Annotated in this window: 11 protein-coding genes and 1 other RNA gene; 5 read left to right on the top strand and 7 right to left on the bottom strand. The window is 48.4% G+C overall.

What is annotated here, in order from left to right; all coding sequences use genetic code 11:
• Positions 1–46 precede the first annotated feature (46 nt).
• A complete protein-coding gene (recN, locus tag KDX31_17220) occupies positions 47–1,723 on the top strand; it encodes a DNA repair protein RecN (GenBank protein UTW03048.1) in 1,677 nt (558 codons plus the stop codon).
• Between the two features lie 107 nt (positions 1,724–1,830).
• Here the strand turns inward: recN and fur are convergent, their stop codons facing one another.
• Complete coding sequence (gene fur, locus KDX31_17225; GenBank protein ID UTW03049.1) at positions 1,831–2,256, bottom strand: ferric iron uptake transcriptional regulator; 426 nt, start codon at positions 2,254–2,256, stop codon at positions 1,831–1,833.
• A 90-nt stretch (positions 2,257–2,346) separates the two neighbouring features.
• Here fur and KDX31_17230 point away from each other — a divergent pair, with 90 nt between their 5' ends.
• Positions 2,347–2,685, top strand: a complete 339-nt coding sequence (locus tag KDX31_17230; GenBank protein ID UTW03050.1) for an outer membrane protein assembly factor BamE — start codon at positions 2,347–2,349, stop codon at positions 2,683–2,685.
• A gap of 140 nt (positions 2,686–2,825) precedes the next feature.
• Here the strand turns inward: KDX31_17230 and KDX31_17235 are convergent, their stop codons facing one another.
• From KDX31_17235 to KDX31_17245, 3 genes are read right to left on the bottom strand one after another with little or no spacing between them, the layout of a single operon-like run.
• Positions 2,826–3,134, bottom strand: coding sequence for an RnfH family protein (locus KDX31_17235; GenBank protein ID UTW03051.1), 309 nt, complete (start codon positions 3,132–3,134; stop codon positions 2,826–2,828).
• A 26-nt stretch (positions 3,135–3,160) separates the two neighbouring features.
• Entirely contained in the window at positions 3,161–3,592 is a 432-nt protein-coding gene (locus KDX31_17240; GenBank protein ID UTW03052.1) for a type II toxin-antitoxin system RatA family toxin, read from the bottom strand.
• 4 nt (positions 3,593–3,596) lie between these two features.
• Entirely contained in the window at positions 3,597–4,961 is a 1,365-nt protein-coding gene (locus KDX31_17245) for a sodium-dependent transporter (protein ID UTW03053.1), read from the bottom strand.
• 205 nt (positions 4,962–5,166) lie between these two features.
• On the opposite strand from KDX31_17245, the gene smpB reads away from it, so the two are divergent.
• From smpB to KDX31_17260, 3 genes are all read left to right on the top strand, one after another.
• Entirely contained in the window at positions 5,167–5,640 is a 474-nt protein-coding gene (smpB, locus tag KDX31_17250; protein ID UTW03054.1) for an SsrA-binding protein SmpB, read from the top strand.
• Positions 5,641–5,764: 124 nt separating this feature from the next.
• Positions 5,765–6,123: a transfer-messenger RNA gene (ssrA, locus tag KDX31_17255) on the top strand.
• 399 nt (positions 6,124–6,522) lie between these two features.
• Complete coding sequence (locus tag KDX31_17260; protein ID UTW03055.1) at positions 6,523–7,935, top strand: site-specific integrase; 1,413 nt, start codon at positions 6,523–6,525, stop codon at positions 7,933–7,935.
• Between the two features lie 614 nt (positions 7,936–8,549).
• Here the strand turns inward: KDX31_17260 and KDX31_17265 are convergent.
• From KDX31_17265 to KDX31_17275, 3 genes are all read right to left on the bottom strand, one after another.
• Entirely contained in the window at positions 8,550–9,320 is a 771-nt protein-coding gene (locus KDX31_17265) for a M48 family metallopeptidase (GenBank protein UTW03056.1), read from the bottom strand.
• Positions 9,321–9,328: 8 nt separating this feature from the next.
• Positions 9,329–12,640: a type I restriction endonuclease subunit R gene (locus KDX31_17270; protein ID UTW03057.1), complete on the bottom strand. Its 3,312-nt coding sequence runs from the start codon at positions 12,638–12,640 to the stop codon at positions 9,329–9,331.
• Positions 12,641–12,712: 72 nt separating this feature from the next.
• Positions 12,713–14,614, bottom strand: coding sequence for an AAA family ATPase (locus KDX31_17275; GenBank protein ID UTW03058.1), 1,902 nt, complete (start codon positions 14,612–14,614; stop codon positions 12,713–12,715).
• Positions 14,615–15,053: the final 439 nt, after the last annotated feature.

A 15,053-nucleotide genomic window follows, 5' to 3' on the forward strand; every position in this document is an offset into this window, starting at 1 on the left:
ATTAGCTTATACATAAAACACTGTATAAAAACACAGATATACAATTATGCTCACTCAACTCAATATCCGTAATTACGCGATTGTCGAAGAACTGGACCTCGAGCTGGAGAACGGTATGACCGTTGTCAGCGGCGAAACCGGGGCCGGCAAATCGATTATGCTTGACGCTCTGGGTCTGACGCTTGGAGACCGGGCCGATATGGGCTCTGTTCGTAAAGGCGCTGAACGGGCAGAAATTATTGCCAGCTTCGACATTGCCAATATCCCAACAGCCAGAAAATGGCTGAAACTTCAGGATCTGGACGACGATGAGTGCATTCTGCGCCGGGTCATCACCAGTGAAGGGCGCTCCAGAAGCTATATCAACGGCAGCCCCTGCCCGATCAACAAGGTCCGGGAACTGGGCGAATATCTGATCGAGATTCACGGTCAGCATGAGCATCAGCGTTTATTAAAAAAAGATCATCACCGCCACCTTCTTGACGCTTATTCCGGCAAAGGGGAACTGGCGAGCAAAACCCGTAAACTGTTTCGTCACTGGCAGAGCCTCAACAACCGTCTGCACCAGCTATCGGCCCAGAGCGAAGAACAAACCGCGCGACTGCAACTGCTGAGCTACCAGGCAGAGGAGCTGGAACAGCTGGGAGTCATTGAGGGAGAGTATGACAAACTGGTAGAGGAGCAGAGCACACTGGCCAATGCCGGCGAAATTCTGCAGTCCGGCCAGCAGATACTGCAACTCACCAGCGAGAGCGAAGAGGTCAACTGTTTAAGCCTGCTAAACCAGTGCCAGCACCTGCTGAGCAACATAAAGGGCACCTCACCCTCGGTCAGCCAGACCATAGAGATGCTCAGCAGTGCCCAGATTCAGATCGAAGAAGCCTGCCAGGAGATGAGCCACTATATGGACCGGGTTGAGCTGAATCCGAAACGTCAGGCCGACGTCGAAGAACGGCTCAGCAGCATATTTGATATGGCACGAAAACACCGGATACCGGCCGAACAGCTGCCGCAATTCTATCTGGATATCCAGAACGAACTGGAGGGCCTGAGCATGTCGGATCAGGCACTTGAACAGCTACACGAAGAAACTGAGCACGCCCGTCAGGCATTTCTCGGCAGCGCAGAGACCCTGAGCAAGGCCCGTAAAAAAGCGTCACAGTCACTCAGAAATGAGGTCAACAAACAGCTTCATAGCCTGGGGATGACCGCAGCCGAGCTAAGCGTGTCCATCACCCCCTATGACAAAGATCAGCTGAATGTCCATGGTCTGGAAGAGGTCGAGTTCCTGATTACCACCAACGCAGGTCAGCCGCCCCGTCCGCTGAACAAAGTCGCCTCAGGCGGAGAACTATCGAGGATATCGCTGGCCATTCAGGTGATTACCGCGCAGTCCTCCAGCACCCCTACCCTGATCTTCGACGAAGTCGATGTCGGTATCGGTGGCGCTATCGCCGAGGTGGTCGGACGACTGCTACGCCAGCTGGGTGAGAACAATCAGATTCTGGTGGTCACCCATCAGCCGCAGGTCGCCTCTCAGGGACACCAGCACCTGTTCGTCAGCAAGCAGACCGTGAAAGACAAAACCATCACCCGTATCGACCGGCTGAAAAAAAATCAGCGCGTCGGGGAAGTCGCCCGCATGCTGGGTGGCATCGATGTCACCGAAACCTCTCTGGATCATGCCCGGGAGATGCTTGGGCTGGATGTAATCAAAAGCTGATGAGGCTGCCGCATATTCCGGAACAGCCTGTTTGAAAACACAGGCGTTAAACGAAAAAAAACCGGCATCGCCGGTTTTTTTATATTCAGACGTTCTGCCTGACACGCTTATTTTTTACTGCAACCCTCGGCACACTCACCATACAAATACAGGGTCCGGTCGGTGATTTTAAACCCAAGCTCCCGGGCAATCTCATCCTGACGCTTCTTCAGGGCCGGATCACTGAACTCCCGCACTTTACCGCACTTAACGCAGACAATATGGTCGTGCTGCTCATCCTGAGTCAGCTCAAATACCGAATGCCCACCCTCAAAATGGTGCCGTGAAACCAGCCCAGCGGCTTCAAACTGAGTCAGGACACGATAAACCGTTGCCAGTCCAACATCTTCATTATGTTCAAGCAGAAGTTTGTAGATATCTTCTGCGCTGAAATGATCACCTTCGCCAGCTTTTTCAAGAATCTGATAAATTTTCACCCGCGGCAGGGTTACCTTCAGGCCTGCTTTACGTAATTCTTGATTTTCAAGTGCCATAATCTTTCTCTATGATGTTTATCTCAACGAATGTTAGACTTGCGATCTCAATTATCTGATTTTATACGCGAAAGTGGAAGTCATTTACTAATGCAAAAAATTCTTATTAGCGTTATCGCCGCTATTTTACTGGCCGGATGTTCCGAATTCCCCGGCGTTTACAAAATCGACATTCCACAGGGCAACGTGGTCACCCAGGAAATGGTTGATACTCTCCGTCCGGGAATGACACAGAATCAGGTGCGTTATGTTCTGGGCACACCGCTGGTGACTGACAGTTTCAACAACAACCGCTGGGACTACATCTACCGTAACCAGTCCGGTGAAACAGGCGTTATCACACAAAAACGACTCACTGTTCTGTTTGATGCCAACGGCAACCTGTCAGGCATTGCCGGTGACTACCGCCCCGGCGGCGCCCAGCAATAACAACCACCTCCAGACGTTTTTCTGCCAAGAACCGGATGCTATCCGGTTTTTGCATTTCACATAAGCGCTGACCTGCAAGTCGCTTAAATCCCGAGCTCATTAATCCGGGGAACCTAAGTATAAGTACAGGCCCTGAACGATCAGCTACTGGCTTCCCGTTCCGCTTTAGCTTTAGCTTTAGCGGCCCGACGTGCACGAATCTCTTTAGGATCAGCAATCAGCGGACGGTAGATTTCAACCCGCTGACCCGCCTTAAGAATATAACTTTTGGGGTCGGCTATGGCTTTAGCAAAAATCCCCATAGGGTCGTTTTCAATATCGATCTGCGGGAAAATCTCCGCAATGCGCGACTGAACCACAGCCTCATACGCAGAACTACCCTCAGCTACCTGCAGCGCGATAATCTTCTGTTCATTCGGAAGGGCATAGGCCACTTCAACTTTAATCATGTCCGCTACCTTTAAACCTTAAGCTGTTAGCCATACACCTGATCGGCGCGATTAACAAAAGCGTCCACCATAGTTGCCGCCATCTGATTAAACACCTTACTCATCGCCAGACTAGTCAGTTTTCCCGAAAAATCAAACTGCATACTCAGACTCACTTTACAGGCTTCATCGCTCAGAGGCTTAAACGTCCAGAGCCCTGAAAGACTGGAAAACGGCCCCTCGACCAGCTCTATCCTGATCATTTCCGGACGCTTCAGTTCATTGCGGGTGGTAAAGCTATACTTAAGCCCTGCCTTAGCAACCTTCAGACTGGCCTGCATCGTCTCGTCAGTGGACTCTATCAGAGTAGTCCCGGAGCACCAGGGCAGAAACTGAGGGTAACTCTCCACATCATTTACCAGATCATACATCTGCTCTGCCGTGTGGAGCACCAGCGCGCTCCGGTCTACCTGTGTCATACCATCAGCCCAGTTTTTCGATCAGGTTGAAAATAAAGATCGCTGCAACCGCGATCGGCGCAATATAGCGAATCATAACCGACCAGGCCAGATAGTATAACGGATTTGTAACCGCCAGCTCATCTCCGGTAATCCGCTTATTCAGAACCCAGCCAGCGAAGACCGCGACAAACAGCCCTCCCAAAGGCAGGAAAACATTGGCTGTAATGAAATCAAGAAAATCAAAGATATTCATCCCAAACAGGGAGATATTGCTGCCAAAGTTAAACGAACTCAGGGCCGCGATCCCCAATAGCCACACCAACAGCCCCAGCATAGTACAGACAGGCCCCCGCTTCAGACCAAACCGTTCCACCATCCAGGCCACACCCGGCTCCATCAGCGAGATAGCAGAGGTCCAGGCGGCCAGCCCAACCAGCACAAAGAACAGAAAACCAAACACCTGGCCGCCCGGCATATGACCAAACGCCACCGGCAGAGTGATAAACATCAGACCGGGCCCGGCACCGGGATCCAGAGAGTTAGCAAACACAATCGGGAAAATCGCCATACCGGCCACCAGCGCGACAACGGTATCCAGAGCAGCTATCGTCAGCACGGTACCGCCGATAGAGGCATTCTTCGGCATATAAGAGCCATACGCCATAATCGATCCCATTCCCAGCGACAGCGTAAAGAACGAGTGCCCCAACGCCACCAGCACCGCATCCCATGACAGTTCAGAAGGATCAAAATGGAACAGAAACTCCAGGCCTTCGCCAAACGAGCCAGAGCTCATCGAATACCCCAGCAACAACAGCAGCAACACAAACAGTGCTGGCATCATAATTTTAGTGGCGCGTTCAAGGCCCTTATTAACACCGCCCATCAGGACCGCCATCACCAGCACCACAAACACCGAATGCCAGATTAGCAACGCTTGCGGATCGGCCAATAAATTGCTGAAAACCTTACCCGCCTGCTCACTGCCAATATCGAGAAACTCACCATTGCCCATCGCCGCAACATAGGCCAGCACCCATCCGGCAACCACCGAATAAAACGAAAAGATCAGAAAACCCGCTAACGCACCAACCCAGCCGACCATTGACCAGCCCGGCGGGTGACCGGCCTCCATAGCCACTTCACGCATCGAGTTAATCGGGCTCTGACGACCCCGACGCCCCACCAGCACCTCTGCCATCATAATTGGCACACCCACCGCCAGAATAAACAGCAGATACACCAGAACAAATGCACCACCGCCATTCTCGCCAGCGATATAGGGAAACTTCCAGATATTACCCAGGCCAACGGCTGAGCCTGTCGCTGCCATAATAAAGACCCAGCGACTGGCCCATGATCCATGGATATTTTGGCGATCTTTCATGTAAATCTCTTAAAGTAGACTGATATTTCAAATAATAAAACAGCCCGGCATTGTCCATATTTTGGGCATTCAATTCAATGACACCGGCCATACAGCAGGCAAAAAACCGACTATTCGCCTGAAAAACCCGAATCACTACTTCCCAGCTCTGGAAGTGATTCAATTTTCTTTCATTGCACTGAAGGCCTCTATATAATCCCGCACCATGGCAAAGAAGAAAGCAAAACCCAGTGGCAATACCATCTGCCAGAACAAGAAAGCCCGACACGAGTATTCGATTGATGCTAAGTTCGAGGCCGGACTGTCTCTGACCGGATGGGAAGTAAAAAGCCTCCGCGAAGGTCGCGGCCAGCTTGTAGACTCCTATGTAGTTCTGCATAACGGCGAAGCGTGGCTTGTTGGCGCCCATTTTACACCACTGAAAACCGCATCCACCCACGTTGTTGCTGAACCTACCCGGCAGCGTAAGTTGCTGCTGCACCGGCGCGAAATCGATCGCCTTATCGGTGCCGTACAGGCCAAAGGTTTCACCTGTGTCGCCCTCTCCCTTTATTGGAAGAACGACCGGGTCAAATGCGAAATCGCCCTGGCCAAAGGTAAGAAGCAGCATGACAAGCGGGACTCTGAAAAAGAGCGCGACTGGAACCGTCAGAAACAACGCGTACTGGCGGCAAAGTAGAACGGTTGTTAAGATAAAGCTATATTCTTGCTGTAAACCGGCTATAATGCCGGCCCGTCTTACATAACAACCTGAGCATTGCTTTAACAGAACTATCAGGGCATTGTGTGGTCGGAAAGACTATGGGGGTGACTTGGCTTCGACGCCGATTGCGAACCCTTTGGTGCATGTCGTGAGTGTAGTGAATCACGTAAATCAATTACTACACAGTTATAGTTGCAAACGACGATAACTACGCTCTAGCAGCTTAAGTCTGCTTGCGCTGCTCCTATAGGTGTCTATAACTAAAGGATTTTGCAGTGTCATTCGAGATAGAATCGCCCGGAAGCTTTGTCTCAAGACGAAGGGTTAAAACTAAAGAGGCTCGCCCTAAACGCCCTGACCTTCGGGCCGTGCTGGGTTAACTGAATAGAAGTGTCTAAACATGTAGATCTAGAGGCAGAGGATTGGCGGACGCGGGTTCGAAACCCGCCACCTCCACCAATTACATGTAAGCCATTGTTTTTAATGAAATAATGACTTACTAAAAGCTTCGAGTGGCACAATGGACGATTCCGTGTGCCACTCGAGGCTTTTTTTATGTCTGCACACATCCCACATCTGTTACGCCGTTCGTCTGGTATTTATTACATTCGACTGACCATCCCCAAATCAATACTCACTGAGTTCCCCCTAAGCTCTCGAGACATCCGGCTCGCACTCAAAACAACGAATAAAGCAAAAGCATGCACACTGTCATGTTTATTAAGATACCAGTGTCCTCAGATACTTGACTGTATATGTAATGATCGCTTTACTAGTCCTGAGACCAATATTGCTCAGTTGGTCACATTGAAACTCAAGGAAATCATTCTCCGGTATTACCTTCAGGATAAGAATTACATGACGGACGAGTTACTTGACCTGCCACAGCCTCACAATAAGCAGCGGGATGACAACTCGCCTCAACCGACTGCTGGAACAAAGCCCCACGAAGACGTTGTGCATCTGACGACGTACATTGAAAAGCAAGCTCCCAGAAATAAAATAACCATTGATGTCAATGGAATTCCGGTCACGTTTGATCATCCAGATAACCCTGAATTAGAATTCGAACAAGCGGAAAGAATGCTCGTACGGCACGGTGGCAACGGCGGAAACAATGGCGGGGGCGCAATACCCTTCCATTCTGTACGCACGGTATTTGATAAGTACATTACAAACAAAGTACGCAAAAACCTCAAAGCAAATGAGCAAACGCAGAACGAGCATATTCAAATGCTAGAGACCTGTGTAAAGCTGTTAGGGCCAGAGGAAAATTACTATACGCTGACGTACGATGACGGCGAAGCGCTCAAAGACCAGCTATTAAGGTTGAAAGATGGTCGAGCCAAAGACACACAGACCGCTCAAACGATTCAGCCATCACGGGCCAAAAAAATACTCGACAGATTCAAGAGGCTCGCGAAGTTTGCGGCCAAAGAAGGCTTTAACCCTAGAGATATCAGTGACGACCTAGACATCTTGTTTAAGAAAGAAGAAAAATCAGATGATGATAAAGTCTACAGCGAAGAAGATCTCCAAAAACTATTTCTAGGCTATCCCTATACTCAAGCAACACTCAGCCGCGCTAGAGACCTTTTTGATTATCACTTTTGGCTCATTCCTGTGCTGTTGTACAGCGGCGCACGTTTAAATGAAATATGCCAACTTCAAGTAGGCGATATCAAACAAGAGACACCAAAGAAAAAGAAAGACTCATACGAGATCCCTGTCCCCATTCATTACATACACATAAAAAATGAATACGATGATGCTGGCAATAAGGTTCAGGTAGTTAAAAATGATTCATCCAGACGCAAGGTGCCGATTCACAGCACCCTCATTGATCTGGGCTTTTTAGACTTCGTGGCAAAGCGCAAGCGAGAAGTGGCTGATTCTGAGCAATTGTTTGATGGTCTGTATTACAGCACAAAAAATAAGTGGGCCAAAAAAGCCAGTGACTGGTATAACGGCAACGGAAAAATGAAGTCTTATCGGGAATCGTGCAAAATTGACAATCCTAAGGCCAAAAACCTCCACACATTCAGGCACACACTCATTGATAAAATGACGGATACCGTTGGTGTTGAAATAGCATTGATCTCTCGTATAGTTGGCCATGAAATCAGCCTACAGACCGCGAAATACGGGAAAAAGCAAGTCGCTTTACCCCGTTTAAAGTCAGAAATCGAACTACTGGATTATGACATCGAGCTTTCCCATCTCAACTATGAGTCTTTCCTAGAATACAAAAAAACGGACGGTAAAGGATGACTATTTATTGAAAGGTCTAACATATAGACTGGGTAGCTTTCACTATTACTCCGATGCCCAATACATGGCGTCCTGTCGGGGAGGCCATACATCTTTTTTATCTTCTATTTATCAATAGCTTAGCAGATCCTTAAATTTCCTGTGCCACCATCGTGCCACCTGTGAAAAAGATTCATGCATCAACCGCCTGTTTCACCCCATTCCAACACGTAAAAGACTCCTTAATCTAAACATAGCGTCAATCCCCCTATCGCTTGACGGACGACTACTGTTTTTAAGGAGAGCTATGGCTACCTTCTTATAGTTCACTGTGCAGAACTTTACTCAGAAGGACGCTTTATCTTCAAATTACCTAGACAAATGAATAGCAGCTATTAGAAGAGACATTAGGAAAAGCACGTTAATGATGATTAACGTGACTATGTTCTCTGGCCGAGTAGAAGCAAGGATTCCAACTTTATCTGTCACGGAGTTCGTATTATTGAAATGCCAGCCTCCTGTTTTTCAAATGCTTGTGATCAAGCATCACTTTCATAAGTCAGGCACTGTCCAAAACAGAGTATTTTTACTCGATTTAATCTGTATTTAACCAAGTAAAAGCTATCATTGATTCTCTAAAAACCATTGAGCAGAGTAGCGGCCATCCCATCCAAGCGAACTTTCACAACTTCCCAATTAGGCATCACCTGTTTCATCAGCCGATAAAACCCCTCACCATGGTTGTGTTCCGCAATGTGGCAAAGCTCATGCAGAATGACGTAGTCGATGCATTCGCGAGGGGATTTCACCAATTGCGGATTAAGTGTTAACCGACCATTTGGGGAGCAGCTGCCCCATTGGGTTTGCATGGTCAGTATACGTATCGGTGGTCGTTCATCCACCCAAAGCGCCTGGTCTAGCATCGCGTCCAAGCGTCGAGCGAAGACTTCTTTAGACTTCGCTTTGTACCAGTCTTCCAATAGGGCTTTAACCTTGCTTGAGGACTTCTTGCGTACAGAAACTTCCAACTTGCCGCGCAGCAGTTTAACGCCCTGAGTCTCGTTGGGTGCTTCGATCACCTTGAGCAAATACTGCTTGCCCAGGTAATAGTGACTCTCCCCGCTGATATATTGCCGAGGGGTGATATGTGCCAGCTGGGCTTTGAACTCTTTTAATTGTAAGTAGATCCAGCGACCGCGTTTCTTAACCGCCGCCAGTACTTCATCATCAGTTGCGTGAACGGGGGCACTTACCCGCACGCGGCAGTCAGGGTGTACCTTGATCAGTATCCTGCTGATTCCTTCAGTACGAGGCGTCCGGTCAAAGAAAATAGCCTCGTCGCCGTACTTAAATGAAAAGCCTCCTTCGGCCTGGAGCTGATCTGGCGGTGTAATCGTAACGTTCATTGCGCTATTCATACGCCAGACAGACCGACTCGGGTAACCTGCACCACCCACTCAACAATAGCCTTGGCCTGATCCATACCGCCGCCGATGGCTTTGCACTCTTTAAACATCATTGGCAGCAGTTTCTTACGGATATCGGCTTCAATGTTTTGAGGGTTGATAGAGTTCTCAGCGACGGATGTTTCAACACTCTCATCGATGGTGAAAGCGAGTTTTATCCATTTCTCCTGCGCCTGCAGATCTGTAATCGCAAACACTTCGGGTAAGGTCTTCTTGAAGATGCCGAAGTAGGCCTGTGCATGCCGGTTACCATGGAATGCATCAGGGATGTCATTGAGCTTACGCTCCTGTACCTGCTCTTCAAATTCGCGGAACAACATGTATTGCTTCAGCGGGTGATCAAACAGGCTTGTTGCTTCGTCGATCGCCTGGCGCAGTAGTTTGGAGAAAGCCTCCTGCGCATAAGGGTCGTTACGCAGTTCCTGCTCGATCATCTTGGTAACACGGGTCTTGATGATGTCGGTTTCGTTACGAGTCTTATCTTCAGACCATTCTTCAGGCTTCTGCTGTCCCATTTTGCCAACTTCGTAAACACCATCCGGTTCTTTTACTTCCACCCCGACGACATGCTTATCCATTAACTTTTTAACCTGCTCGGCATACTCGTCGTAGCTAATGGTTTCACCGGCATCCTGTTTTGCTAACTGTCGCAGGCTGGAGAACTGCTTCACGGTCTCCTTATAGTGACGGCGGTCCTCATCGCTAAAGCTCGTATCGTCAAAGAAGGTAGCGGATTGCAGGGCAACTTTGAGGCAACTGGCGAATTCGGTCAGCGCCTCGTAAAAGTCTTCACGTACCTTGAGGTGTACATCGACCAGCTCGCCCCTTTCTCCAGGGGCTGAAGGCTCTTGCTCTTCAATCCTGGGCACCAACACCTGGCGTAACTGCTCAATATCGTTTTTGTTCTTCACGTCCGCAAAGATACCCCAGAGAGCCTTATACAGCTGCGGCAGACGCTTATATTCAGTACTCATCTGGTTGTAGAGGCCTGCAATATCATTGATATCAAAACCGCCCTGAGTACGAGAAGCCAGATCCTGATATTTAGCGATGGTAGTATCCAGCTCGGCCAGAATGCCGCGGTAGTCGATTAGCAAACCAAATTTCTTTTTCGGATGCAGGCGGTTAACCCGAGCAATGGCCTGAATCAGGTTGTGCTCTTTAAGCGGCTTATCGATATAGAGCACCGTATTCTTGGGCTCATCGAAGCCGGTTAGCAGCTTATCCACCACGATCAGCATCTTCAGGGAGTCATCCCCAGTGTCCTCAGAACCAAAGCGTTCTATCAGGTGTTTGGTATAAGTCTGCTCATCATTGCTACCGACGTTTTCCTTCCACCACTGTGTAATTTCTGGCGTGGCTGACTCATCTACAGCGGTATTGCCTTCGCGGCTGTCAGGTGGGCTCATCACCACGGCAGACTCAAACAGCCCAGCTTCATCCAGGTACTTCTTGTACTTGATGGCGGAGGCTTTGCTGTCACAGGCCAACTGCCCCTTTAACCCATCATCGATGTTTTTCACAAAGTGGTTGGCGATATCCAGCGCAATCAGGCGAATACGATCATCGGCGCTGTAGACCTGGCCTTTCTTGGCAAACTTGCGCTTCAGATCGGTGCGTTGCTCGTCGGTCAGCCCCTCAGTAATTCGCTCAAACCAGCTATCGATAGCACGGGCATTAACATCCAGATCAGGAATACGCTCCTCATAAAGCAAAGGCGTCACCGCCTTGTCTTCAACCGCACGCTGCATGGTGTAGGCGTGAACGATGGGGCCAAATTTATTAGTGGTCTTATCGTCTTGGAGCAGAGGTGTGCCGGTAAAAGCGACGAAGGCGGCATTGGGCAGCGCCTGCCTCATGCGGATGTGGTTTTCACCACCTTGGCTACGATGCCCCTCATCGATCAATACAATGACATCGGCGCTGTGGTTAACACACTGCGGTAGCTTGGTCGCGCTATTAAACTTCTGAATCAACGAGAAGATAATACGCTCAGAGCCTTTGCCTATCTGCTCCGCCAGGCGAGTGCCAGACGTCGCCATTGCACCTTCACGATCCTTCTTACCGGACAGCTCACCGCCGGAACTGAAGGTTTTACTGAGCTGGGTTTCCAAGTCCACACGGTCTGTGACGACGACAATCCGGCACTGCTTCAGTGTGTCATGGAGAATCAGTGCCTTACTTAAAAACACCATCGTGAAGGATTTTCCAGACCCCGTGGTATGCCAGATCACACCCCCTTCGCGTCCGCCGTTAGGACGTTTGGTGTTGATGCGGTCAATCAGACGCTTGATCCCAAATACCTGCTGATAACGCGCGACAATCTTGCCGACCTTCTTATCAAACAGGGTGAAGTAGCGCACTATTTCCAGTAATCGAGCTGGAGATAGCAGACTGATCAGCAGTTGATCCTGCCCGGTAACGGCCAGCTCTCCACCGGCGATAAGGGTTTGATACCAGTCCAGGTCCTTAGCGGGCCTATACGAGAACAGGTTAGTTACCTGAGCCTCATCCAGCTTCCTGTTCTTGATGGCAACCATCTCGGCATCGGCGATGTCTTCCTCACGCCATACAGCCCAAAACTTGGCAGGCGTACCACAGGTGCCGTAACGCCCCTCTGCACCATTAATGGATAGCAACAGTTGGCTATAGGCAAACAGTAAGGGGATCTCGTCATGGCGCTGATTGCGCAGACTCTGCGATACACCTTCGTCAATGGTAGGGCCTTTCTTGGCGTTGCCATCGGGGCGCTTGGCTTCGATCACGACTAACGGAATACCATTCACAAAACAGACGATATCGGGTCTGCGGCTTTCTATACCTGCGGTGCGCGTGACACTGAACTCCTCGGTAAACAAAAAGCTGTTCTGGCTCAGGTCCTTCCAATCAATCAAGGCGATAGTCGGGCTGATCTTCTTACCGTCTACAAACTCAGTGACCGAGATGCCATACAGCAAATGGTTATACAGCTTCTCATTGGCGGTATTCAGCCCCTCATTGAGTGCGGGGCTACACACCTCCGCTATCAGGTTATCGATCGCCGTATTGGAGAGGGCGTGTTCGCGTCCGGCGAAGGTAAAGCGCCGCCCGGCCAGCTGCTTGCGAAGTTCATCACGTAGCACGACCTCATCCAGCTTGCCGCCACGAGCAGCCAGTGCTTGCTGAGGAGAGAGAAACGACCAGCCCAAATTGGTCAATAACGCCAGAGCGGGTAGCTTAGCGCTGTATTCTTCCTGAAATTTGGGTGTGTATTGAGTCATTCCGTTTATCTCTCAAAGTTACGAGTAGCAAAGGCTATGTATATCAGACGGCACATCAATTCGATGTACCCTCTAGTTCTCTCCTGGAGGAGCTATATAGTTAAGCGATGTGAGTAGTTCTCGAAGAGATGGGATAAGCTCATCTAAAGCCTGCAGCGTGTTGATGTACATATTAAATAAACCGCTAGAGACCCCCTCCTCGCTGTTCGTATGACGCATTAAAATTGAGGAGCCAAGCTGAAGTTCTACCTCCAGACAGAAAGCCAATATCAATGGTTTTGACATCACATGCCGTACAGGAAAGGGAGTTTCTAACAGCCACTCACGCACTACCTGATCAAACTCCAATTCTTGAAATTCAGTACGATTTCTCTTCTGACTGGCAAACCTTCCTCTCAGTTCTGAATAGAGGTCTGACGTAATATCGCGCAAACTAGCTTCAACACTATCGAAAAAGTCATTAACTGCGGTTTCAACACATTCCTGATCTAACCTGTCATTCGTACGGCATATCATCCGAACCAGAGCTCGCTGGTCACTGAAAAGCACCGACTCTATACAATAGCCATCATGACTAAACGCAAACGGTGTACCGCGCCCCATCTTCCTTAAAAGGCTCTGCCTGAGATCGGCATCGATTTGATCCGTGGAAAAATCACGATCAAAAATAGTACCCCACCGCTTATCTTTAAACAGGCTTGATAGGGTTCTCTTATTGTATTCAATTTTAGAAAGGATGTTGTCCTTTCCCCTTAACGGGAAAAACGTATTTTTAGAACCTAAAGCGCTGCCGTTAGTAATTTCTGAAACTTTAGCAGCCAGGTCGGTGATATAAGTTACATCATCAGAGCCTTCGACAAAGACAACATTTTCGGAGCGATTGAGTTTCTCAAGCGAGAGGACGACACCGCCTAAGCTGTTCTTAATGATATCGAAACTGTCAGAATTGATAGCCTTTAGCTCATGTTCACGTTTGGCGTCATCATTCAAAAAAAAGATCTCATCATCTCCAGCATTTGTAACAAATTGATCATTATGGCTTATGACAAAAAATTGATTGTGATCAATTCGACGCAAGTGTGAAATCAGGTTTTGTTGCAGCTTACTGTGTATGTGGGAATCGGGTTCATCTACAAGTAGCAACTTAAGTGGGGCGTCCACAAACTCAATAGTTGATAGTATTTCAACAATTTGGAGGAAACCGCTACCTTGAAGATGAAGGTCATGCTTATTTCCGTCATCTAAGCTTACTTTGAGTGATACATATTCGTCTTTCTTTTCCCTACCTCTTGCCGGCAGTTCAAATTTAACTTCCCTTTCTAAAATTTCAGATATGCTGGCACTAAGCTGTTCTATGGAATCTCTTCGAACAACAATTTTATTGCGTAACACCTCGTGCGACAGTCCTCTTTGTATTCGTTTCTTAACCTGCGCCTCATTGAAGTAAGGTTCAAATTGATGGACACCAGATACAGGGCGAGTTTGATAAATAAACACAGCTTCATCAAGAAACCGTCCGGCCCCAGTGAAGGCCTCAGCAAAAGAAGAGAACTGATCTTCATTGATAGGCTGAACGCGCAAAAATGCATTTTCAATAGATGTCGGTCTTGAAATCTTGAACCCTAGCTCATAGTCGTTCTCACCAGAGCTTAGGATCAGTGAAACTTCTGCACAGGTACTCGTGCCTCTGCCGGGGTGAAAAAAAAGGTCATCATCTTTTGTGATTCTAAGAAAGTCTAACTCTTGATAATTTACATACCGATTATTGGTTCCTCGAACCTTATAAAAGCCCTTTCTTGAAGACAGAATGTACGTCTGATAGCACTTTTCCCAGAGATGTAGAGCCTCAAAAATAGTGGATTTGCCCGCGCTATTTTCTCCGATGATGATGTTGAAGGCGCTGTTGGGATGAATGGAAATCTCTTCAAAAACCTTAAAGTTCTTGATATCAATCCTGCTGATTCTTAAATGCATTATGAGTCCCCACCCAGTTGGACTCTACGCTTACCTGTCAGAAGCTGCTGCATCAGGGCTTTTTTCTCTTGCTTCAAAGTATCGAGCTTTTGTTTCAGGGCGGTAATTTCCAGATCGGCAGTGGAAAGTACGGTGGCAATACTTTGTTGTTCTTCATATGAAGGGATAACGAACTTTAAATTAAAGAAATCACTGGGCTTTACATTCAAGAGACCGTGCGCTCGGCCTCCTTCATTAGCTATTTTAGATAGCCCTTTGATCATTAACCCAGACTCAAATAGGTGCTCAAAAAAATCGGAACAACACTTCCCGTGGTCAGAAATCTCGAAGCATATATACAGAGTGGTAACCACTCCATCAGGATATCTATTCAACCGCTTTATGGCGCCCATTGGATATCCATTGGAATAACTTTTGTTGTATGCAAATTGCCCATTTT

Origin of the sequence: Amphritea atlantica (assembly GCA_024397875.1) — a bacterium.
Lineage (GTDB): Bacteria > Pseudomonadota > Gammaproteobacteria > Pseudomonadales > Balneatricaceae > Amphritea > Amphritea atlantica_B.